General features: G+C 72.5%; 18 protein-coding genes and 1 pseudogene. 14 read left to right on the forward strand and 5 right to left on the reverse strand.

The window, feature by feature from the left end:
• Positions 1-81: 81 nt before the first annotated feature.
• A complete protein-coding gene (locus ABZX22_RS34790; protein ID WP_354917760.1) occupies positions 82-909 on the reverse strand; it encodes a helix-turn-helix domain-containing protein in 828 nt (275 codons plus the stop codon).
• Here ABZX22_RS34790 and ABZX22_RS34795 point away from each other — a divergent pair.
• Both ABZX22_RS34795 and ABZX22_RS34800 read left to right on the forward strand, forming a co-directional pair.
• Positions 908-1,453, forward strand: coding sequence for a TIGR03086 family metal-binding protein (locus ABZX22_RS34795; protein ID WP_354917763.1), 546 nt, complete (start codon positions 908-910; stop codon positions 1,451-1,453). The genes ABZX22_RS34790 and ABZX22_RS34795 overlap by 2 nt on opposite strands.
• A gap of 377 nt (positions 1,454-1,830) precedes the next feature.
• Positions 1,831-2,088, forward strand: coding sequence for a hypothetical protein (locus ABZX22_RS34800; protein ID WP_354917766.1), 258 nt, complete (start codon positions 1,831-1,833; stop codon positions 2,086-2,088).
• A 110-nt stretch (positions 2,089-2,198) separates the two neighbouring features.
• On the opposite strand, the gene ABZX22_RS34805 is transcribed toward ABZX22_RS34800, so the two are convergent.
• Complete coding sequence (locus ABZX22_RS34805; RefSeq protein WP_354917769.1) at positions 2,199-2,945, reverse strand: NAD(P)H-binding protein; 747 nt, start codon at positions 2,943-2,945, stop codon at positions 2,199-2,201.
• A gap of 83 nt (positions 2,946-3,028) precedes the next feature.
• Here ABZX22_RS34805 and ABZX22_RS34810 point away from each other — a divergent pair, with 83 nt between their 5' ends.
• The 3 genes from ABZX22_RS34810 to ABZX22_RS34820 all read left to right on the forward strand — a co-directional run bounded on the left by ABZX22_RS34810 (position 3,029) and on the right by ABZX22_RS34820 (position 5,125).
• Complete coding sequence (locus ABZX22_RS34810; protein ID WP_354917772.1) at positions 3,029-3,511, forward strand: Rrf2 family transcriptional regulator; 483 nt, start codon at positions 3,029-3,031, stop codon at positions 3,509-3,511.
• Positions 3,512-3,637: 126 nt separating this feature from the next.
• Positions 3,638-4,582 carry a hypothetical protein gene (locus tag ABZX22_RS34815; RefSeq protein ID WP_354917775.1) on the forward strand — a complete coding sequence of 315 codons (945 nt, stop codon included), beginning with the start codon at positions 3,638-3,640 and terminating at the stop codon, positions 4,580-4,582.
• Between the two features lie 9 nt (positions 4,583-4,591).
• Positions 4,592-5,125, forward strand: a complete 534-nt coding sequence (locus ABZX22_RS34820; protein WP_354917851.1) for a pyridoxal 5'-phosphate synthase — start codon at positions 4,592-4,594, stop codon at positions 5,123-5,125.
• Positions 5,126-5,174: 49 nt separating this feature from the next.
• Here ABZX22_RS34820 and ABZX22_RS34825 read toward each other — a convergent pair whose 3' ends face one another.
• On the reverse strand, positions 5,175-5,579 hold the full coding sequence (locus ABZX22_RS34825) for a helix-turn-helix domain-containing protein (RefSeq protein ID WP_354917778.1): 405 nt from the start codon (positions 5,577-5,579) through the stop codon (positions 5,175-5,177).
• 177 nt (positions 5,580-5,756) lie between these two features.
• On the opposite strand from ABZX22_RS34825, the gene ABZX22_RS34830 reads away from it, so the two are divergent.
• Both ABZX22_RS34830 and ABZX22_RS34835 read left to right on the forward strand, forming a co-directional pair.
• Complete coding sequence (locus tag ABZX22_RS34830) at positions 5,757-6,677, forward strand: NADP-dependent oxidoreductase (RefSeq protein WP_354917781.1); 921 nt, start codon at positions 5,757-5,759, stop codon at positions 6,675-6,677.
• Positions 6,678-7,297: 620 nt separating this feature from the next.
• Positions 7,298-8,824, forward strand: a complete 1,527-nt coding sequence (locus tag ABZX22_RS34835) for an alpha/beta fold hydrolase (RefSeq protein WP_354917784.1) — start codon at positions 7,298-7,300, stop codon at positions 8,822-8,824.
• Positions 8,825-9,199: 375 nt separating this feature from the next.
• Here ABZX22_RS34835 and ABZX22_RS34840 read toward each other — a convergent pair whose 3' ends face one another.
• Complete coding sequence (locus ABZX22_RS34840; protein WP_354917787.1) at positions 9,200-9,832, reverse strand: M15 family metallopeptidase; 633 nt, start codon at positions 9,830-9,832, stop codon at positions 9,200-9,202.
• 75 nt (positions 9,833-9,907) lie between these two features.
• Here ABZX22_RS34840 and ABZX22_RS34845 point away from each other — a divergent pair, with 75 nt between their 5' ends.
• The 4 genes and pseudogenes from ABZX22_RS34845 to ABZX22_RS34860 all read left to right on the forward strand — a co-directional run bounded on the left by ABZX22_RS34845 (position 9,908) and on the right by ABZX22_RS34860 (position 16,200).
• Positions 9,908-10,603: a response regulator transcription factor gene (locus ABZX22_RS34845; RefSeq protein ID WP_354917790.1), complete on the forward strand. Its 696-nt coding sequence runs from the start codon at positions 9,908-9,910 to the stop codon at positions 10,601-10,603.
• 6 nt (positions 10,604-10,609) lie between these two features.
• Positions 10,610-10,684 (forward strand): annotated as a pseudogene (locus tag ABZX22_RS34850) (histidine kinase dimerization/phospho-acceptor domain-containing protein); the annotation flags it as partial.
• A 459-nt stretch (positions 10,685-11,143) separates the two neighbouring features.
• Positions 11,144-14,767, forward strand: a complete 3,624-nt coding sequence (locus ABZX22_RS34855) for a PQQ-binding-like beta-propeller repeat protein (protein WP_354917853.1) — start codon at positions 11,144-11,146, stop codon at positions 14,765-14,767.
• A gap of 2 nt (positions 14,768-14,769) precedes the next feature.
• A complete protein-coding gene (locus ABZX22_RS34860; protein ID WP_354917793.1) occupies positions 14,770-16,200 on the forward strand; it encodes a hypothetical protein in 1,431 nt (476 codons plus the stop codon).
• 98 nt (positions 16,201-16,298) lie between these two features.
• Here the strand turns inward: ABZX22_RS34860 and ABZX22_RS34865 are convergent, their stop codons facing one another.
• A complete protein-coding gene (locus tag ABZX22_RS34865) occupies positions 16,299-17,054 on the reverse strand; it encodes an alpha/beta hydrolase (protein WP_354917796.1) in 756 nt (251 codons plus the stop codon).
• A gap of 157 nt (positions 17,055-17,211) precedes the next feature.
• On the opposite strand from ABZX22_RS34865, the gene ABZX22_RS34870 reads away from it, so the two are divergent.
• The 3 genes from ABZX22_RS34870 to cydB all read left to right on the forward strand — a co-directional run bounded on the left by ABZX22_RS34870 (position 17,212) and on the right by cydB (position 22,094).
• The gene (locus ABZX22_RS34870; RefSeq protein ID WP_354917799.1) at positions 17,212-19,563 is read left to right on the forward strand and encodes a DUF4838 domain-containing protein; all 2,352 of its coding nucleotides are present in this window, start codon (positions 17,212-17,214) and stop codon (positions 19,561-19,563) included.
• Positions 19,564-19,697: 134 nt separating this feature from the next.
• The gene (locus ABZX22_RS34875) at positions 19,698-21,077 is read left to right on the forward strand and encodes a cytochrome ubiquinol oxidase subunit I (protein ID WP_354917802.1); all 1,380 of its coding nucleotides are present in this window, start codon (positions 19,698-19,700) and stop codon (positions 21,075-21,077) included.
• Positions 21,078-21,089: 12 nt separating this feature from the next.
• Entirely contained in the window at positions 21,090-22,094 is a 1,005-nt protein-coding gene (cydB, locus tag ABZX22_RS34880; protein ID WP_354917805.1) for a cytochrome d ubiquinol oxidase subunit II, read from the forward strand.
• Positions 22,095-22,411 lie beyond the last annotated feature (317 nt).

Consider the following 22,411-nt stretch of genomic DNA (forward strand, 5'->3'; position numbering starts at 1 on the left):
TGGGCCGCTGCTGACCGCAGCGACCGTCCGCCTCGGGCGGCGGACTCTGCTGTGGACCTGCATGCCGGCCGGATGAGGCGATCAGGCCCGGCCGCCGAGCCGGGCGTAGGCCGCGGGCGGCATGCCGACCGCGGCGGTGAAGTCGTGCGTCAGGTGCGCCTGGTCGGTGTAGCCGAGCTCGGCCGCCAGCGTGGCGAGGTCGAGGCCCTGGTAGACGCGCTCGGCGGCCTCGTGCAGCCGGAAGCGGCGGATCACCCACTTGGGGCCGACCCCGACGTAGTCGCGGAACAGCCGCTGCAGCGAGCGCACCGACCGTCCCGAGCCTGCGGCCAGTTCGTCGACCCGGGTCATGGACATGTCGCTCTCCATCGTCGCCACCAGCGCCGCGACCTCGTCGGCCAGCGGATCGCGATGCGGCCCCAGGTTCAGCAGGAACCTGTCGACGAGCGCGACGGCGGCCCGGGCGTCGGGTTCGGCCAGGACGTGCTCGACCAGGTTCGCGCCCGCCGCGCCGAACAGCTCGCCGATCTCCACGAAGCGGCCGGTCAGCTGGGAGACCGGGCCGTCGAGGAACGGCCGGAAGCCGCCGGGGCGAAAGCGGGTGCCGAGCACGCGGCCGCTGCCGCGCATCGTGTAGGAGAACCCGCCCTTGATCACTCCGGCGATCTGGCGGAAGTCGTGGGTGATCGTCATGTTCACGCTGGGGTGGGAGACGATGCGCTGTTCGTACGGCTCGGCGAGGCCGGTCCACGTGACGACCCAGAAGTGCTCCACGTACGCCGACATCGCCGGCGAGGGCGCATGGCGGACGTAGTCGAAGGCGTCGAGTCCCGCGTACGGGTCGACCCAGCCGCGCTGTCGCCTTTCTACAAGCCGCGCCTCCGGCCGGCGCGGCACGATCGCTGCCATGGAAGACATGATGCCGCTGATGACACGCGCCACCGAACGGACCGCGGGCCTGGTGCGCGCCGTACGGCAGGAGCAGCTCGGCTTGTCGACGCCGTGCGAGAAGTTCGACGTCAAGGACCTGATCAACCACCTGGAGTGGGTGGCGGAGATGTTCGAGTCGCTGGGCCGGCAGGGGCCGCGCCCCGAGCAGGGTCCCTACGCGGGCGACTTCCCCGAGCGGGCGGAGCGCACCCTGGCCGCCTGGTCGCGGCCGGAGGCGTGGGAGGGTGCCAGCCCCGCCATGGGTGGCCTGCCGATGGGCGTCCTGGCTCACATGTACCTCGTCGACCTGGTCGTGCACGGCTGGGATCTGGCCCGGGCCACCGGCCAGGACTACGAGCCGGACCCCGATGCCGTCTCTCGGGCGCTGCACTTCACCGACCGGATGGCGGAGATGGGCAGGCAGCGCGGTGCCTTCGGGGCGGCGGTGGCGGTGGCCGGCCATGCCCCGCCGTTCGACCGCCTGCTCGGCGTCATCGGCCGGGATCCGGCCTGGACCCCGTGAGGCGCGTGGAGACTCTTCTGTGAGCATGGTCCCGGTTTTCGGCGTGCCTGTGCAGGCCGGGAGCCGGGGGGTGGCCGGTGCGTCGGCCGGGACGATTGCCGGAACATTGCCCGGGGAGCGGCGGCGTCCCCGGGACGGCGCAGGGGTTGGGAGGTCGCGGGGCGAGCGATTGTCGCCTGGAGTGATGTCGTGGTCGCTCTGGGGAGCGGGAGAGTAATCCGACCGCCTTCAGGCTTTGGATTTCTCTAGGTGACCGCCGCAGTTCCCGCTCATTAGCGTGGAAATCCGTTCCTCTGTTGAATCGGTGCGGACGTGATGCCGATTCGGCGCTCCGTCAGCCCTGGGATCGCCCAGGAATCCACCATGGAGTCTCAGTCATGATCACGATAAGGAACGCTCTCCTGGCCGCCGCGGTGGGCGGTGCCACTCTCGTCGCGCCGGTGGCGACATCGGCCCAGGTCGCAGGCGCCGAGCCGGTCGCCCAGGCGCTGTCGGCCGCGCCGGTGACCGCCTTCGCGGCCCATCCCTGCCGTCTACACAAGAATCCCGCCAAGTGCTATGCCCGCTGGGGCGGCGGGCCCATGGATGACGACGACAACATCACCAATCCTTCCGGTTCCGGCATCGACGAGTGACGCCGGGACGCCTCCGAAGGAGCACCGAAGGACCTGTGCCGCCCGCGTGGCCGGCCGGTCACGCCTGCCCGGCCACCCGCCCCTGGTGGGCGGGTGATCGGCCGGCGGTTCTACCGCTGGGTGGCCAGCCACTCGTCGAAGGTGGTGGGCGCGATGCGGGCGCCCTCGCCGGGCAGTAGCGTGTCGCCGGCCATCTCCGGGCCGAACGCCGTCGACGACCACGTCGGCACGAGCCTGACCGTGCGGCCGCGCGCCTGGAGGGTGCGCCGGGCCATGTCCACCAGGTCCTGCGGTTCGGGACCGGCGACGTCGGCGTAGCGTCCCTGCGGCTCGCCGACGGCGATCTCGGCCAGGACGTCGGCCACGTCCGCGGGTGCGATCGGCTGTACGAGCAGGGGCGCGATGGTGGCGATGCCGTCCTGCTCGGTCCAGCCGGCCACCATTTCCGCGAAGTCGTGGAACTGGGTGACCGGCACGATCGTCCACGGCACCGCTCCGGCGGCCACCAGGCGTTCCTGTTCCCGCTTGCCGGCGTAGTGCGCGTTGCCTTCGACGCGATCGATGCCGGCGATCGACAGCAGCACGTGGTGGCGGACGCCGGCCCGTTCCTCGGCGGCCAGCAGGTTGCGCGTGGCGGTGCCGAAGCGGGCCACCGTCTCGGCCGGGCCGGCCGCCGGGGCGTTGGTGGCGTCCACGACGGCCTCGGCGCTGGTCAGGGCGGCGTCGAGGCCGTCGCCGGTCGACAGGTCCACGCCGAGCGAGCGGCTGATGCGCACGACGTCGTGGCCGTCCCGTTCGAGGGCGGCGACGGTGAGGGCGCCGATGTGCCCGGTCGCGCCGGCGACTGCGATCCGCATGGTGGTCTCTCCTGTTCGTAGGGGTTCCACTGGAACGTATCACGGACTAAATAGGTCCGTAATGTCTGCGATAGGCTCGGGGCGTGAAGCTGCCTGTGAGCACGGAATGGGTTCTGCACTGCGCCACGACGCTGGCACAGCTCGAACCGGGAGCCAGCGCGTCGACGACACAGCTCGCGCAGTACTACGACCTTCCGGCGCCCTACCTGGCCAAGCAGCTGAAGGCGCTGGTCAAAGCCGGCCTGCTGAGTGCCACCACGGGGCCGCGGGGCGGGTTCCGGCTCGGGCGGCCCGCCGCCGACATCACGCTCCTGCAGATCGTCGAGGCCGTCGACGGCAACTCCTCGCCGTACGAGTGCCGGGAGATCCGCCGGCAGGGGCGCGGAGCGCTGCCTGCCGAGGACTGCCGCAGCACCTGCATCCTCGCCGAGAAGATGGCCGACGCGCACCAGGCGTGGCGAGGCAGCCTCACCGGGGTCACCCTCGCCGACATCCTCGCCGCGCTGCCCCCGTCGGCCCCGTCCCGCACCCGCCTGCGCCTGGCCGGAACGGGACAGCCCGATTGATCGGGTACGGCCGGCCGGATGCCGGGATTCCTCGGTGCCGGCACCTTCGACGGGCTTCCCGGCCGGTCGCCGCCGGACGGCAGGCCCCGGCGGGCAGGCCCGGGAGTTCGCGCTAACCTCCTGGACATGCTTCGGACCCCTCGTTCGCTCCAGATCTTCACACGGTTCGTCGACGGCGGCATCTGCGCCTACGACCTGGCCGGCGGCGGCCGGGGGACGCTGTCGCCGGCGCGGGTGTTCCGGCCGTCGGCGGGCGACGAGGTCGTCGACCATACGGCCGCGGCCGATCTGCGCCGCGCCGTCTACACGACCTTGGACGCCGCCGTCTGCGTCGCCAGTGACGGGAGCGAGGTCTGGCGCTCGCCGTTCGAGCCGCTGTCGACGGAGCCGTACGGGCACTGGCCCGGCTGCGTGCTGTCCCTCGACGGCCGTGTGGTCTGGGTCTACCGGCCCGACAGCATGGCCGGGCGGGACCGGCCCGACCGATGGGTCACCCTGGACGCGCACACGGGGCAGGTCATCGCGCAGGCGGAGCTGGAGACGGCCGGGCACGGCGGCCGGCACGTGCGCCACCCCGACGGCGAGCACCTTCTCCTGGACGTGGGAGAGGGCCAGGACGGCACGGCCCTGTTCCGGGGCAGGCTGAGCGGCGACCGGCTGGACCTGGTGCGTTACCCGTGGGACGACCGGTGCCTCATCGCCCTGGCGCCCGACGGCGCCCAGTTCATGACCGTCGACCACGAGCAGGCCGACGTCGCCTTCCACGCCTGGCCGGACGGTGAGGTCACGCTCGAGCTGCCGGTCGAGGCCTTCGGCCACGACCCTGACGACACCTTCGTCGAATGGGGCGGGGGCTACCTCACTGCCGACACGGCCGTCGTCACCCTCGGCGGGGAGGGCGACGACGAGCGGGAGTGGTTGCGCCACTGGCGTGTCAACCTGCGCACGGGCCGGGTCGACGACGAACTCGACGGGCACGCCGGCAACCCCTACGACCTCGAACCCCTGGCGGACGGATCATGGCTCACCACCGATCCGTCCGGCCACCCGATCCGGCACTTCGACCGGTAGGGACGGGCGATCGAGGCGCGGGTGCTCGGACCACACGTCATGACGCTGTCGACCGCCGACACCGACGGCCGTCCCGACGGCCGCGTGCTCATCTGCAAGGACGTCAGCCAGGACGGCCGCTGGTTCTTCGCCTCCGGCGCCAACAGCGCCAAAGGCCGCCACCTGGCCGGCAACCCGCACGCGGCCCTGGTCTTCTACTGGCCCGAGCTGGGCCGCCAGATCCGCGTCCGCGGCCCGGTCACGCCCGCCGGGTCCGAGGCCGGCGCCGCCGACTTCCTGGCGCGTCCGCCGGCCTCGCGTGCCGAGGCGCTCATCGGCCGCCAGTCCGAGCCGCTGGACGACCCGGCCGAGCTCGACGCCGCCTTCGAGCAGGCCTACGCCCGGGTGACGGCCGACCCGGACCTGGTCGCCCCCGCCTGGACGCTGTATGCCCTCACCGCTGAGGAGGTCGAGTTCTGGCAGGCCGACCACGACCGCAGGCACACGCGCCTGCGCTACGAGCGCACCGGATCGGCCTGGCTGCGCGGCCGGCTGTGGCCGTGATCGCGGCCGGGCGGCGGCCCCGCCGTACGGCAGGCGGCCCGCTGCCACGTCAACCGGCTGCCGCGAGGTCGTGGCGGCGGCGGGACTCGGCCACGTACGCGCGGTGCTGCTCCGCCCAGCGCATGAGCCCGCTCACCTGGCCGGACAGCGTCTGGCCGACAGGGGTCAGGGCGTAGTCGACGCGTGGCGGCGAGGTGGGGGTGACCGTCCGTTCGACCAGGCCGTCGCGTTCGAGGCTGCGCAACGTCAGCGTGAGCATGCGCTGGGAGATGCCCTCGATGGCGCGCTGCAGCTCGGAGTAACGCCTGGGGCCGTCGCCCAGCAGGCTCATGACCAGCACGCTCCACTTGTCGCCCACCCGATCCAGCACATCGCGCAGCTGGCACACATGGTGGTCCTCGGTGACGCGCACATCGGTGTGCGGTGGGCTGGTCAAAGTGCCTTCTTCCGTCATGGCGGCATTCTGGACCAGACTCGAGGCGCGCACAAGGCATAACCAACGCACAGAAAGTGCGGTAGGCCTGCGCCCGGCCGGACGGCCTTCCCGACGAGGGCGGACCGTCCGCGACCGGAACCGTCCCGCGCCTGCCGGCGCCAGACGTCATCGTCGTCGAACAAGGAGTGACCAGATATGCGTGCTGTCGCGTTCTCCGGCTTCGGAGCCGCTCCCGCGCTGACCGAGCTGCCCACCCCCGAGCCCGGCCCCGGCGAGGTGCTCGTGCGCGTGCGGGCCGCCTCGGTCAACGGTTTCGACCTGGGTGTCCTGGGCGGATTCCTCAAGGGCGTCTACGAGTACGAGTTCCCTGTCGTGCTCGGCAAGGACTTCGCCGGCAGCGTCGCGGCCGTCGGGGCCGGGGTGAGCGGCTTGGCGGTGGGCGACGAGGTGTTCGGCGTGGTCATGCGGCCCACCCTCGGACAGGGCGGCTTCGCCGAGTACGTGGTGGTCGGCGAGCAGTACGGCATCAGCCGCATCCCGGACGGGCTCGACCACGCCAGGGCCGGCGCGCTGGGCCTGGCCGGTACGGCGGCGCTCAACGCGGTCGACGCCGTGGCCCCGGCTCGCGGGGAGAGCGTGCTGATCTGCGGCGCGACCGGCGGGGTGGGCGGCTACGCCGTCCAGCTGGCCGTCTCCCGCGGCGCGACCGTCATCGCCACGGCCCGGCCCGGCGCCCAGGCCGCCTTCGTCACCGCGCTCGGCGCCCGCTACGTCGTGGATCCCGACGACCTGCGGGCGCAGGTGGAGGCGGTGGCGCCCGGCGGGGTGCAGGCCGCGCTGCACCTGGCCGGCGACGGCGCCGCGGTGGCCGGCCTGCTGGTCCCGGGCGGACGGCTGGCCTCCACGCTGCACTTCGTCCCGGACGGCGAGGACGTCAAGGCCACCGCGATCATGGCTGACCCCAGCCCGGCCACGCTGGACTTCCTGGCCGCCGAGGTGGTCGCCGGCCGCCTGCGGGTGCCGCTCGCCCGCGCCTACGACCTGGCCGACGGCGCCCAGGCGGTCGCCGACTTCACCGGCGGCACGGTCGGCAAGATCGCGGTGACCGTCGGGTGAAGCCCGCCCGGACCCGGGTGCGGCGGCACCGCTGATCGCCGCCTTCGGGGCCGCTTGCTGCCGGCGAGGGCGCGTCCGCGACGGACCGCCGAGGCCCGGTCCGGCCAGTCCGACCAGTCCGGGAACGCCGTGGCGGGCGTCCGGCGGCATCCTGCGGTGCCGCCGCGAAGGGCGGCTTGCGGGATGCGCAGGGGCGGGTGCCTAATGGGTAGTGGGTCCGGCCCCGGCCGGTGGGCTCATCCCGGACCGCTGCGGCCGGACGGCGTGAACGCCGGCGCCGGCAGTACCGGCATCGACGCCTCCGCTGGGAAGCGACGGCCGCCAGGCCGTCCCCGGCTCGCCGGCGGGCAGACCTGCGGGCTCGGCCGGGAGGGACGATGACCGACACACCACCCGACGCCGTGTCCGTCCACGCCGGCAGCCCGGGACACAGCGAACCGGGGCACGGCGAACCGGGCTGCCGCGCAGGGCGGGGCGCCGCGCGGCACGCGGACGTGCCCACGCACGCCGGGCGACCCCCGTCGAGAACCTGTCCGTGGCCGGACAGGAAAACGCGGACCTTCTGGCCGAGCCACAGACGCGTCAAGGCGAGCGGGCGCGCCGGTCGCCGGCTGCGCGCGGTGGCAGGCTTCGCCGTTGCCGTGCTGCTGGCGGCGGGGGCCGCCGGGTGCGCGAACGAGGAGCCGAAGCCGGCCGCCCGGGCGCCCTACGCCCCGGCGGCGTGTCCGGCGCCGACCCTGCCCGGCGTGCCCGCGCTGGGGCCGGAGTTCAGCTGCGGGTACTTGACCGTGCCGGAGAACCGCGCCAGGCCCGGCGGGCGCACCATCAAGATCGCTGTGGCCCGGCTCAAGGCCGCCGCGCCGCAGCCCAGGCCCGACCCGGTGGTGTGGCTGACGGGCGGGCCCGGCGGGTCCGGGCTGCTGGACGCCTTCACCGTCTCCAGGCTCTCTCCGGCGATCAACACCGACCGGGACGTCGTCTTCGTCGACCAGCGGGGGACGGGGCGCGCCGAGCCGCTCCTGAGCTGTCCGGAGATCGACGCCTTCACCCGCCGGGCGGTCACGATGGTGGCCACCGACCCGGACACCACCCGCAAGGGTGTCGAGGCGACCCGGGCCTGTCGCGACCGGCTGGCCAGGACGGGCTACGACCTGTCGGCGTACAACACCACCGAGAACGCCGCCGACATCGCCGATCTGCGCACGGCGCTGGGCGTCAAGGAATGGAACGTCTACGGGGTGTCCTACGGCAGCGATCTGGCCCTGCAACTGCTGCGCGACCATCCGCAGGGCATCCGCAGCATGGTCCTGGACTCCGTCGTCACACCCCACCTCAACCTCCTGGAAGGCCTGTGGCCCAACGCCGCCGACCAGTACCAGGCCATGTTCGCCGCGTGCGCGGCCCAACCGGCCTGCCAGGCGGCCTACCCCGGCCTGCGGGCCGAGTTCACCGCCACCGTGCGACGCCTGAACCGCCGGCCGCTGACGGTGCCCGTGCCCGGCCAGGCGGGAGCCCCGCCCACCACCGTGGTGTTCGACGGCTACCAGCTGGCCAACATGGTCGTGGTGGCGGCCCTGCCGCCCTGGGCGCTGACCACCGTGCCGGCCGCGGTGCACGCCCTGGCCGCCGGCGACGGCCTGCCCGCGGCCAGGACGGTGCTGGCCGGCAACTCCCCGCCCGGTTTCGTCGGCTGGGGCCTGTTCTACGGGGTGGTCTGCCGCGAGCAGGCGGCCTTCACCGACCGCCGGAAGGTGCAGGCCGCGGGCCAGGCCGCGCTGCCCGACTTCCCCGACCGGGTGCTGTCGCTGCCGCCACAGCAGGAGTTCGTCGCCCGGATCTTCCCCGACTGCGCGGCCTGGGACGTCGGGCGCGCCGATCGGCGGGTGACGGCCCAGACCCGCAGCGACGTGCCCGCCCTGCTGATGTCGGGAACCTTCGACGGGCCCGCCGGAACGCGGTGGGCCGCTGCCGCCGCCACCGGCCTGTCCCGCTCGCGCGTCCTGGTGTTCCCCGGACTGGGACACTCCGTGTTCGACCAATCCGCATGCGCCCGCGCGATACTGGTCGGCTTCTTCGACCAGCCTTCCGGCGGCTACGACACCTCCTGCGTCGACACGCTCACCGTTCCGCCCTTCACCACCGGCTGAGCGCTTCGACCTGGCCTGTTCCTCGGCGTGCGCGTCCCGGCCGCGCCGGCGGCGGCCACGCGGCGGCCACGCGGCCGGCGCCGGGCGCCTGTCGTGGTCGCCGGCCGCTTTGCGGCCGTTCGAGCCGGTTCGAGGGTCGCGATCCCGCGATGAACCCCCTCACGATGTACGGCCGACCCCCGGTGACCCCCACGTCCAGCACCGGGGGCGCGGCGCCACGCCTCCCAGCCCGTTCGGGTCGTAGATCCCCGTCAACGGCCCGATCAGCAGTTCCAACCGGGTCCCGGCGCTCTGCAGCCTGCCTGCCGCGGTCGGGGAAGGTCCGCACGGTGGGTGGTGGAAGGGCACCGGGACGGGATACGCCGACGGCGTTGGTCATCGCCGCATCCTTGGGTCGTCGGTGGGGTCGGCATACATCGGTGGGCACCCTCGGTCGGCTGCTTCGGGGCGCAGTTCGTAGTGCCAGGATTCGTTGCCGTAGATCTGGCATAGCCCGTGGTCGGCGCCGTGCCTGGACAGCCACGCCGTCGCGTCGAAGGGTCCGATGTCGATGGCGTCGCCGGACACGTGGGCGGAGTTGTCCGCTGTGGCGACCCACCGCGCGGCTTCCTCTTGCGAGCCGTACCTGGAGACGGCATCGCGGAGCAACTGTTGCTGGTACCGCGGAGAACGCCATCCACTGTTGACGTGGAACTCGACGCCGTCCTCAGCGGCGTCGGTCGCGGCTCGGCGCAGGGCCTCGAGCAGGTCCGGATCGAGCTTGGCCACAGCCGGGAACGCGTCGTCGAAGACCGTCACGCCGTCGGGGACGACGCCGTCAGCCTCGCCGGCAGCACCCCGGTGCTCGCCGAGAACATCGCTGAACGAGATGGCCGACGACGAGACCAGCTGATAACCGAGGGTCGCGACGATCGCGGCGACGACCACTGCCAGGCCGACGACAACGAGCCGGCGGGCGCGGCCGACTCCTGCTCGCGCCGGTGATTGAAGACTCATGCCGCCAGTCAAGGCAGCGTGGTGTTACCAGCGCTTATGCGATTTCCGATACGCCGACGATATGTTCGGGTTCGTAGTATCGGAAGAATGCGCGTACTGATCGTCGAGGATGAGCCCTATATGGCGGAAGCCATCCGTGATGGGCTACGTCTGGAAGCGATCGCGGCCGATATCGCCGGTGACGGCGAGACCGCTCTCGAGTTGCTGGGTGTCAATCCGTACGACATCGCCGTCCTCGATCGTGATATTCCCGGACCGTCCGGTGACGAGATCGCGCGACGCATCGTCGCTTCCGGCAGCGGCATGCCGATCCTCATGCTCACCGCCGCCGACCGGCTCGACGACAAGGCCTCGGGTTTCGAGCTCGGCGCCGACGACTACCTCACCAAGCCGTTCGCGTTCAAAGAGCTCGTGCTCAGGCTCCGGGCGCTCGACCGTCGGCGCGCCCACAGCAGGCCGCCCGTGCGGGAGATCGCCGGTCTGCGGCTGGATCCGTTCCGCCGGGAGGTCTACCGGGACGGGCGGTACGTCGCGCTGACCAGGAAGCAGTTCGCCGTTCTCGAGGTGCTGGTCGCCGCCGAAGGCGGTGTCGTCAGCGCCGAGGAGCTGCTGGAACGGGCGTGGGACGAGAACGCCGACCCCTTCACCAACGCCGTGCGCATCACGGTCTCGGCCTTGCGCAAGCGGCTCGGCGAACCCTGGGTCATCGCGACGGTGCCCGGCGTCGGGTACCGCATCGGCACGGCGTCCGGCGCCGGTTTCGGGGGAGGGGACAGTGAGTAGGGCGCCGAGCAGCAGAGGTTCGCAGCCAACGCCTCCCACGAGCTGCGCACCCCGCTGGCGATCACACAGACCCTTCTCGACACGGAACACTCGCCATCACCGCGCGTCCCGCCGGCGGGCTCAGCGTCGCCGTGCGCATACCCGCCGCACCGCCGCACCCCGGCGGATGACGGACAAAGCAACTGCTGCACAGCCACCCGGCCCATGTCGGGTGCGCTGACGCTGCTCCGCAGGGCATGGACGGCGTTGTCCCGGGCTGCCGGCGGCGCGTGGTCCAGGGGGTGACGGCGGGTGAATTCTTGGGGCGGGTGGGTGAACATCGTTGCCGGTGCTCGTCCGGCGGCAGGCAACTTGTCTAGCTTAGTCGGCATGCAATATAGGCCATATCACACATTTAATGCCGTCCGGATCTTCTGTGCGTTAATCGCCGCCGTGATCGGCTCGCTGGTCGTCGCAGCTCCGGCTGCGGCACATCTCAGCAGGCAGCATGCCGAGCTCGTCGTGCACGCCACATCCAGTTCAACAAGCGGTCGCTTGGTTGTGCACAAGGATGTCGTCACTCCCGGCCAGGCGGGCGCCTGGGCGAAGGGGTTGCTCGCGGGCGGCTGTCCGGTCACCGCGCAGGGAGTGTCCGGCGACACCGGCGGCATTCCGGACGGGGTGGTCATCGAGCTCGCGTGGCCGTGCGCGGTGGACAGGCTCGATCTGGGCGCCGTGCTGAAGTCCGGCGGCCTGTCGGAGATCATCACCGAGTTCGACGGCACCACCGTCAACGTGACGGCCGAGCTGCCCGTGGTCGACGCCGCCGGCGCGCACGCGGCCGGCCCCGGCCGGCTCACGGTGGTCCTCCTGGTCCTGGCGCTCGTCCTTGCGCTGAGCTTGGTGGCGGTGGCGGTGGCGGTGGCGGTGGCGGCGCTGCGCCGCCGTACGGGCCGGGCGGGCAGCCGCCTGCCGGGCTCCGGGCCGGCGGACCGGCGCACGCCGAGGCGGGCCGTCGGTACGGCCGTCGCGGCGGTGCTGGCCGTGGTCGTGCTCGCCCCCGGCGCCGCGCTCGCGGACCCCGGGCAGGGCACGGAGAAGGCGACGACAGAGGCAACAGCCGAGGCGACGACAGAGGCGCCGGCCGCGAGTCCTTCCCCCAGCGGGACGCCCTCCGCGAAGGCCGCCGGCACCCTGGCGCTGACCACCCCCAACCCCAAGGCCGGCCAGCCGGTCACCTTCAGCTACACCACCGACAAACCGGGCGCGCTGAACTGGGTCGGCCTGTACGCGGCCGCCGACAAGCCGGGCCAGGTCGCCTCCCGCACCTGGGTGAGGGCGCCGCTCGCCTCAGGCACCGTCACCCTGTCCACCGCCGCGCTCGGGGAAGGCGTGTGGAGCGCGCACTTCCTGGCCAACGACGGCTACGACCCGCTCGCCGCGCCCGTGACGTTCACGCTGGCCGGAGCGGCCGCCGAGCCGGTGACCGTCGAGGGCGTGGTCTTCGCCGACCGCGACGCCGACGGCGTCAGGGACCAGGGCGAGAAGGGGCTGCCGAACGTGTCCGTCACCGACGGCGCGGTCTGGGCGACCACCGGCGCCGACGGCGGCTACACGCTGACCGTCGACCGGGCGCGCAGGGAGACCGACCTGGTCTCCGTCGTCTCGCCGGACGGCTACACGCCGGTGCTGCGCGACGACTACGTGCCCACCTTCTTCCGCGAGGCGAAGGACGGGCAGCGGCTCGACTTCGCGCTGGTGCCCGACACCAACGCGGCCGACCCCAAGGAGAAGTGGCTGATGGTCTCCGACGTCGAGGTGGGCAACCGCACCGACGCCGAGGCCAGGACCGCCCTCCCACAGTGGCAGGGGCACGTCGAGGCGATGTCCGAGGTGCACCGCGCCACCATGACGATCACCACGGGCGACCTGACCGTCACCGACTACGCCGCCGAGCCGCGCCGCCAGGGCGGCTACGACCTGCTGCGTGAGGGCCTGCGCAAGGGCAGGCTCGGCATGCCGTTCTATCCGGTCATCGGCAACCACGACGTCGGTGGCACCGCCACCTCCACCGGGTACGGCGGCAGCCTGGAGTACTGGCGCAGGAACCTCGGCCCCGAGTGGTACAGCTTCGACCGCAACGGCAGGCACGTCGTGGTGCTCGAGGACAACTACGACGCCAGGGGCCTGGCCCCGCAGCTGGCCTGGCTGCGCGAGGACCTGCGCAGGCACGCCACCGGCAAGCAGGTGCTGGTGTTCGCCCACCGCTCGCTGTTCACCCGCTGGGGCCCCGGCGCCGGCATGCAGCCGACCGTGGACGAGCTGGCCAAGTACGACGTGCGGATGTTCGCCGCGGGTCACAACCAGCAGGCCGAGTACCGGCGCGGCGCGTTCGCCAGGTCGGTCGAGGTCAACAACATGGGCACCTACGGCATCGACGCCGCCAGGCCCGACTACAAGGTGCTCGACTTCAGCGGCGTCACCGGCGACGACAAGGGCTACATCACCGGCACCCGCCGCCAGTTCGAGGTCGACGACGACGTCGCCCTGGTCAGCCCCGCCCAGGACAGCGTCCACAGCGCCCGGTCGGGCGTGCCCGTCGAGGTGTACGCCGAGGACGACGGCCGCACCCCCGCGACCGCCTCGCTGACCCTGCGCCGGCACGGCAAAACCGTCTGGCACGAGAAGGCGATGCCGTTCGGCCGCGCGACCTCGCCCAAGGGCATCGTCAACTGCTACACCCCGCCGGGCGGTACGGCCGAGCCGTGCCCGCAGGCGCACGTGTCGTGGACCAGGGTGAGCGAGCGGGTCACCGGCCTGCTGCCCGGCAGCTACACCGCGGAGCTGGTGGTCAAGGACACGGCGGGGGCGACCTGGCCGGCGGTCACGACCACCTTCACGGTGAGCGGCCAGCCGCGGCTCGGCATGCCGTCGCCCGGCCGGGAGTGGACCAGGCAGGGCGGCGACGAGCAGGGCCGCTCGTCGGCCGAGGACGACCCGGGCGCCACGCTCGACCTGCGCTGGGCGGCCAGCACCGGCGAGCAGTTCCACCTCAACGGCGCCGCCGTGTGGGACGGCAAGGTGATCGTCGCCTCGCAGGCCTTCGACTCGCCGTACAGCATGATGCTCGCCTACGACGCGCGGACCGGCGCCGAGAGGTGGCGGACCTACCTGGACGGCGACGCCGAGTCCTACCCGACCGTTCACGACGGCAAGGTGTACCTCACCACGGGTGTCGGCCGCGTCTACGCCCTCGACGCGCGCACCGGCAAGGTGGTCTGGGAGACGATCGACGCCGAGCAGGTCACCGGGTCGACGGTGCGCCGCTACGGCCGCGCCGGTGGCCCCGTGAGCGTGTTCGACCTGCCCGACGGCCGCAGCGTGGCGGTCTACCAGGAGTGGGACGGCGTGCGCTGCCGCGACGCCAGGACCGGCACCCGCCTGCCCGGCGGGTTCGCCGCGCCGGGCGGCTGGGGCGAGTACCACAGCGTCGCCGTCCGGCGGCCCGGCTCGACCACCGCCTACCTGCACTCGGGGTCCAGCCAGACGCTGATCGCGATGGACCTGGCCACCTGCACGCAGCAGTCCTCCGTCGACACGGGCGGCGACCTGTTCAGCCAGTCCTCCCCGGTGTTGACCGACGCGGGGCTGGTGACGGCGACCATGTCGGGCGTCCGCGGCCATGACGTGCAGGCGCAGGGCAAGGTCGTCTGGCACGCCAAGCTCGGCACCTCGAGCACGTGCGAGCCCGGGCCTCCGCCGGTGACCAGCCCCGCCACCAGGGGTGCGATGGCGTACGTGGCCAGCATGGACGGCGTGGTCAGGGCCTACGACACGGCCTCGGCGACGCCGGCGACCCCGGTGTGGGAGACGCCGCTCGGGTACCTGCCGGGTGAGAGCCCGATGGACGACAAGTGGCGGGTCGCGGCCGGGTGCGCGGGCGCGGGGCCGGGTTCGCCTGCCATGCACGCCCTGGCGACCGAGTCCGTGGTGTACGCCGCGACCTGGGACGGGCGCGTCGTGGCGCTGGACCGGGCGAGCGGGCGGAAGCTGGCCGAGTACAACCTGGGCGGGGGTGTGGCCTCGGCGCTGTCGGTGAGCGGGAACGTGCTGTACGCGCTGACCGACGACGGCTCCGTCCACGCCCTGGTGGCCAGGAAGCCGCGCGGCGGTTCCGGTCGGTGACCGTGGTTGGACGACGGGTCCTGGTCCGCCTGCTCGCGGTGGCGGGCATGGCGGCGACGGTCCTGCTGGGAGCGGCGGGCCAGGGGTGGGCGCACCCCTTCGGCCCGCCGCTCGTGGCGAAGGTCACCGCGGACGGCGATGCGGTCGAGGTGACCTGGTCGGCGGCCGAGGACGACCTCGCGGCCCTTGTCGCGGCGGCCACCGGGACGCGCACGCCGCCTCCCGCCGTTGCGCCTTCGCCCTCCTCCACCGGGACGCGCACGCCGCCTCCCGCTGTTCCGTCCTCGCCCTCCTCCGCCGGGCCCGCGTCCTCGCCGGGCGGCGGGCCCGCCTGGCGGGACGGGCCGGTGGCCGGCGCCGTCCGCGACTACCTCGGCGCGCGCATCACGGTGGGGCAGGCGGGAAGGGCGTGCCCGGTGACGACGATCCGCACCGACGCTCTTGCCACCTCCGGGGCGGTCCTGCGTTTCCGCTGCCCCGCGAAGGTCGGGACGGTGACGTTGACGATCACCACGCTGACCGACGTCAACGCGAACTACCGGACGGTGTCCACCACCCCGGCCGGACACGGCGCGCTCCACACGGCCACGGCTCCCGCCCATCCGCTGGCGCTCGACGGCGGGTCGGGCGTGCCCGTCTCGGCGGGCCCGGCCGCGGTCTGGACGGCGGAGCTGTCGTCGCTGCTCACCTCGGATGTGGTGCTCCCGCTGGCCCTGCTGGTGGCGCTGGTGGCCGGTGCCGCGCACGCCTGCGCGCCGGGTCACGGCAAGACGCTGACGGCCGGCTACCTGGTCGGCGGCAACGGCAGGGCCAGGGACGCGCTTCTGCTCGGCGTGGTCGTGGCGGTCATGCACACGGTGTCGGTGGGCGTCCTGGCGGTCGGGTGGTGGATCACGATGGACGCGGCGCCGGATCTGGGTGTGGTGACCTCGTGGTTGCAGCTGGTGGCCGCGCTCATCGTGCTGGGGGTGGGCGTGGGCCTGCTCCTGCGGCACCTCCGCGCCCGCCGCACCCCCGGCCACGGCCATGGGCACGGTCACGGGCATGGTCACGGCCATGGACATGGGCACGGCCACGGTCATGGGGAGGGGTCGGGTGCCTCCCTGCTCACCTGGAGGGGGATCGTGACGATCGGCGCCTCCGGTGGGCTGTTGCCCTCGCCTTCGGCGTTCCTGCTGCTGCTCACCGGCCTGATCACCGGCAGGGCGGCGCTCGCGCTGGCCATGGTGGCGGCGTTCGGCGTGGGCTTGGCGCTCACGCTGGCCGGTGTCGGCCTCGCCGTCCTGCGCGGGCGGGACGTGCTGGCAGGGGCGGCGGCGCGGCCCTGGGTGCGTGCGGTGAGCCTGCGCCTGCCGCTGGCGGCGGCCGCCCTGGTGGTGGCGGGCGGTCTGGCGGCCACCTTGCTGGCCGCCGCGGCGCTGGCCGGCGCCTGAGCCTCGGGGCCCCTCGGGACGGATCCCGAGGGGCCGCGCTGCTCCCTGTCCGTCGAGGCGGGGCCGGCCGTCGCGCTGTCCGGCGCCCGCAGAGAGCCCTAGTCGGAGGCGCGCAGGAAGTCCAGCAGCAGGGCGGTCACCTCGGCGGGCCGTTCCAGGCTGGGCAGGTGGGCGGCCCACGGCAGCTCGACGTGGCGGGCGCGGGGCAGCAGGCCCGGCAGGCCGGCGGCGATCTCGCGGAACTCCGGCAGGTCCCGGCCGCCGGACACGGCCAGGCACGTAGCCGTGATCGCCGACAGGTCGATCTCCGCCGCGATCTGCCCGAACTCCTCGCCGCCTGCCATCTGGACGTCAAAGGCGTGCCGCTGCATCAGGCGGACGTTCTCGCGTGTCGCGCCGTCGGCCTCCGGGCCGAGGAACGTCGCGAGGTTCAGCTCGACGGCTGCGTCGACGTCGCCGGCGGAGAGCAGCGCGTCCTCCTGCTCGGCGAAGGACCGCAGCGCCGGGCCCGGCACCAGCTCGGGCGAGCCGGAACACAGCAGCGCCAGCGTGGTGACGGTGTCCGGCCAGCGCGCCGCGACCTCCAGGGCGACCCGGCCGCCGAAGGACGATCCGACCAGCGCCGCCCGCTCGACGCCGAGGTGGCCGAGCAGGTCGGCCACGTCATCGGCGTTGTTGTAGGGGCGGTCGGGCATCGGTGATCGGCCGAAGCCGCGGAAGTCACAGCGGATCACCCGGTAGCCGGCATCGAGGAGAGCCGCCCACTGCGGATCCCACATGCGCCGGTCGCACACTCCGGAATGCAGCAGTACGAGGGCGGGGCCATCACCGGCCACGTCATGAGAAAGAGTCACGAGGGAGGACCTTATCGCCTGGTATGCACTATGTCGTGCCGTTTATAACCTTCGCGGGCCCGATAACGGCGCGCACGTTATGCCGTTATGGTCCCGGCATTGACGGGCGTCACGGCGAGGGTATGTCCTATGTCTTAGGTCCTCGATAGGAGTCGCCATGAACCGTCGCCAGCTGCTCGGCCTCATGGGGGCCATCCCCCTCGTCCCCGCCCTCCTGCCCGAGGAGGGACTGCCCGTCGTCCTGTCCGGTACGGCCAGGGCCGCCGTCATCGCCGCTCCCGGCGCCGAAGCCCTCGCCGACGAGCTCGTCGCCTACGTCGAGCGGGCCACCGGCGTCCGCCTGCCCCGCTCGGCCGCGCCCGGGCTCACCCCGATCCACGTGGGCGGGCCGGGGCCCGACCCCGCCGTACCACGCCTGCTCACCGGGCTCGACCCCGACGGATTCGTGATCAGGATCTATCAGGGCACCGTCACCGTCGCCGGCCCGAGCGCGGCGGGCACCGCCAACGGCGTGCGCGAGTTCCTCGAACGCTACGTCGGCGTCCGGTGGCTGCTGCCCGGCCCTGACGGCGACGACGTGCCGGCGCTGGCGGCCCTGCGGATCCCCGTGGTCCAGGTGTACGAGCAGCCGGCCTTCACCCAGCGCTCGCTCAGCCCGCTGCGCGACGCCAGGTACCCGCTGCAGCAGCAGTGGGCGCAGCGCAACAGGATGCAGGGCGTCGGCACCGAACCCATCGCCTTCCACCACAACCTGCACACCCTGTTCCCCGTCGAGAGGTACGGCCAGACCCACCCCGAGTACTATCCGGGCGGCAGGCCGCCCGCGCCGGGCAAGCTGACCGGCTGGCAGCCCGCCTTCTCCGTGCCCGGCACCATCGACGCGGCCGTCACCGGCATCCTGGAGTACTTCGCCGCCAACCCCGCCGCCCGCTCCTTCTCCCTGGGCGTCAACGACGGCGAAGGCTTCGCCGAGACCGACCCGGTGCCCGCCTACTACGCCTGGGTCAACGAGGTCGTGCGCCGCGTGCTGGAGCGCCACCCCGGCAAGGACTTCGGCCTGCTGGCCTACCGCACGCTGGAGACGCCGCCCGCCTTCCCGCTGCACCCGAGGGTGGTGCCGTTCCTGACGCAGGACCGGTACGCGTGGGTCGATCCGGCGGTCGAGGCGGACGGGCACGCGCTGACCGAGCGGTGGCTGGCGGTCTGCGAGCGGCTCGGCTTCTACGACTACCTGTACGGCGCGCCGTACCTGTTACCGCGGATGTTCTCCCGCCGCTACGCCGAGACCCTCCGGTACGCCAAGGCCAAGGGCGTCGTCGCCCACTACGCCGAGCTGTACCCGAACTGGGGCGAGGGCCCCAAGCCCTGGATCACCGCCAAGCTGCTGTGGAACGCCGGCGCCGACGTCGACCGGCTGAACCGCGAGTGGTGCGAGCGCGCGGTCGGCACCGCCGCGGCCGATACCCTGTCGGCCTACTTCGCGCTGTGGGAGCGGTTCTGGACCGAGCGGGTGCCCGGCTCGCCCTGGTTCCTGCCCGAGGCGACCTACCAGACCTTCAACCTGCCGCAGTACCTCGACCTGGTGGAGGAGGCAGACCTGGAGCGCAGCCGTAGCCTGCTCGACTCGGTCGTCTCGGCCACGGTCACGCCCGCGCAACGAGCCAGGGCGACGATCATGCGGCGGGCCTTCGAGTTCTTCGAGGCCTCCGCGCTCAGCTACCCCCGCCCCGTCCAGGCCCCCGCCGACCAGGCCGCCGCGCTCGCCCTCCTCGAAAGCGGCGTCGAGGCCTTCCAACGCCGCCTCGACCTGGCCGCCCGCCGCCAGGCGCTGATCACCGAGTTCTCCCGCGACCCGGTGCTCGTGCTGCAGATGAACCCCGCCTCCCACCCGAACCTGACCTGGACCGGCTGGAACCCCGGCGAGTACTGGACGCTGGTGGACTACCTGCGGATGCGCGAGCCGGACGGCGGCCCGGTCACCGACCGGGCCCGCGCCCTGGCCGCCGAACACCCCTACGCCGCCCTCATCCTGCGCGGCGTGCCGGCGCCGTCGCTCGTGCGAAACCCCTCCTTCGAGGACGGGCTGGCCCCGTGGGAGCTGCTCGACCGCTCCACCGGAACCCGCGCCATCTCCCGCCCGCCCGGCGAGGCGGTGCTGCGGGTCACCGGTCAGGGCTGGGGCGGCCCCAGCCAGGTCATCGACATCGAGCCCGGGCTGGCCCGCCTGACCGCCACCTACCGGGCGCCCGCCGGCACGCGCGCGAGCGTGCAGCTGGCGCTCGACCTGCTGGAGCAGAACGGCACGCCGATCACCGGCAGCTCGGTCCGCTCGCCCGTCATCACCCTGCGCCCGACGGGGGCCTGGACGCCGCTGCGCCTGGACTGCGAGATCCCCGCCACGGCCCGCGGCAAGCAGGTCGGCATGGTGCGCCTCATCTTCCTGGTCGACAGCGCGGCCGACGTGAGCGTCGACTTCGACGACGTCGACCTGCGCAACATAGCGAAATGAGCCAGGGTCCCGAGCGGTGCCCTTCGGGTAGTGTCGGCAGGGTGGGGGTGGAGGCGCGATCGCGGTGATCGCCCCGCTCGCGATCCCGGCGCGCCATGACAATAGGAACACGATCGGACACTTAGAGTCATCCCATGGATGCCTTGGATCTCGCGCGCCTGCAATTCGGGATCACCACCGTGTACCACTTCCTGTTCGTGCCCGTCACGATCGGGATGTCGCTGATGGTGGCCATCCTGAACACGGCCTGGGTGCGCACGGGGAAGAAGGCGTACCTGCGGGCGACCAAGTTCTGGGGCACGCTCTTCCTGATCAACTTCGCCATGGGCGTGGTGACGGGGATCGTGCAGGAGTTCCAGTTCGGCATGAACTGGAGCTCCTACTCCAGGTTCGTCGGTGACATCTTCGGCGCCCCGCTCGCGCTGGAGGCGCTGCTGGCCTTCTTCCTGGAGTCGACGTTCCTGGGGCTGTGGATCTTCGGCTGGGACCGGCTGCCGAAACGGGTGCACCTCGCGTGCATCTGGGTGGTCGCGATCGGCACGATCGTGTCGGCCTACTTCATCCTGGCCGCCAACTCCTTCATGCAGTGGCCGGTGGGCTTCAAGGTCGACGGCCGCGCCGAGCTGACCGACTTCGGGGCCGTGCTGACCAACAAGGTCCTGCTGGCCACCTTCCCGCACACGGTCTTCGGCTGCTGGCTGGCCGGGGGAGTGATCCTCATGGCCGTCTCCGCCTGGCATCTGGCCAGGCACAGAGACGTCGACGTCTTCCGCCCGTCGCTGCGGCTCGGCGCGGTCGTGGTGCTGATCGGCGCCCTCGGCGGCCTGGTCTCCGGCGACCTGCTCGGCAAGATCATGACGCAGACCCAGCCGATGAAGATGGCCGCCGCCGAGGCCCTCTACGAGACCCAGCAGCCGGCGCCGTTCTCCCTGTTCACCATCGGGACGCTCGACGGCACGCAGCCGATCTTCTCGCTGGAGATCCCGGGCCTGCTGTCCCAGCTGGCCACCGGCTCGTTCGACGGCAAGGTCCAGGGCGTCAACGACATCCAGGCCGAGTACCAGAAGCGATTCGGCCCCGGCGACTACCGCCCCTACATCCCGGTCGCCTACTGGAGCTTCCGGCTGATGATCGGGTTCGGCCTGCTCGCGGCCGCGGTGGCGGTCGCCGTCCTGTGGCTGACCCGCGGACGGCGCATCCGCGGCAAGGACTGGGTCTGGCGGGCCGCCGTCTGGTCGGTGGTTCTGCCCTTCCTCGCCCACAGCTTCGGCTGGATCTTCACCGAGATGGCCAGGCAGCCGTGGATCGTCTTCAGCCAGATGAGGACCCTGCACGGCGTCTCACCCAGCGTCGGCGCCGGCACGGTGCTGACCTCGCTGATCGCCTTCACCGCCCTGTACGGCGTGCTGGCCGCGGTGGAGGCCGGCCTGATGATCAAGTACGCCAGGGTGGCCCCGCCCGACGTCGACGAGAGCGAACCGCGCGACGGCGGCGAGATGTCGTTCGCCTACTAGGAGGATCGGACAGTGGAGCTCACCGACATCTGGTTCGTGGCGATCGCCGTCCTGTGGGTCGGCTACTTCGTCCTGGAGGGCTTCGACTTCGGCGTCGGCATGCTGCTGCCCGTCATCGCCAGGGACGACACCGAACGCCGCGTGATGATCAACACGATCGGCCCCCTGTGGGACGGCAACGAGGTGTGGCTGATCACCGCGGGCGGCGCCACCTTCGCCGCCTTCCCCGAGTGGTACGCGTCGCTGTTCAGCGGGTTCTACCTGCCGCTGCTGCTGATCCTGCTCGCGCTGATCGTGCGCGGGGTGGCCTTCGAGTACCGCGCCAAGCGAGACTCGCGGACGTGGCGGCGGCGCTGGGACGCGGCCATCATCGCGGGGTCGTTCGTGCCCGCGCTGCTGTGGGGCGTCGCGTTCGCCAACATCGTGCGCGGCGTGAAGCTCGACGCCCGACACGAGTACGTCGGCACGGTCTGGGACCTGCTCAACCCGTACGCCCTGCTCGGCGGGCTCACGACGCTGGCGTTGTTCGCCGCGCACGGCGCCGTCTTCGTGGCCCTGAAGACCACCGGCGAGATCAGCGGGCGGGCGGCCGGGGTGGCGTTGCGGACGGGCGTGGTGGCGGCGGTCCTCGCGGTGGTCTTCCTGACCTGGACGCAGCTGGCGGGCGGCCAGGCCGGCACGGTGATCTTGGCCGCCCTGGCCGTCCTGTCCTTCGCCGGCGCGCTGGCCGCCATCGCCAGAGGACGTCAGGGCTGGTCGTTCCTGTTCTCGGCGGTCGCCATCGGCGTGGCGGTGATCAGCCTGTTCGCCGTCCTCTACCCCGACGTCCTGCCGTCCACGATCAACCCGGCCTACAGCCTGACCGTCGAGAACGCGGCCGCGACACCGAAGACGCTCGGCATCATGACCTGGGTCGCGGTGGTCTTCCTGCCGGTGGTGCTGCTCTACCAGGGATGGACCTACTGGGTCTTCCGCCGCAGGATCAGCGTCCGCGACATCCCCGCCTCGTCCCACTGACCTCGTCAACCCGGCCGGGAACTCCCCATCACTCGCAGCTGCTTCGCGCCCGGTGACACGGACCCGAGCGGAGGGCCCGCCAGTGACCGTCAGGCGTGCACGCGCCTCGGTACGGCGCGGGCCGGGCCGGAGCGGAGATCGGCCCCGGTGCCCGTGATCGTGAAGCCGTACGGCGAGGCGTCGCCTGCGGATGCCCTTCCTGCTCTGCTGGAGGACGTGAACCGCGTTCAGAGCCGTTCACGGGCCCGACAGCTTGATCATTTATCACGAACAGCAGAAGATGATCAAGACTGTCCTTTCCGTCATGATCGTTATAG

The organism is Nonomuraea sp. NPDC003804, from assembly GCF_040610675.1.
In the GTDB taxonomy this organism is placed as follows: domain Bacteria; phylum Actinomycetota; class Actinomycetes; order Streptosporangiales; family Streptosporangiaceae; genus Nonomuraea.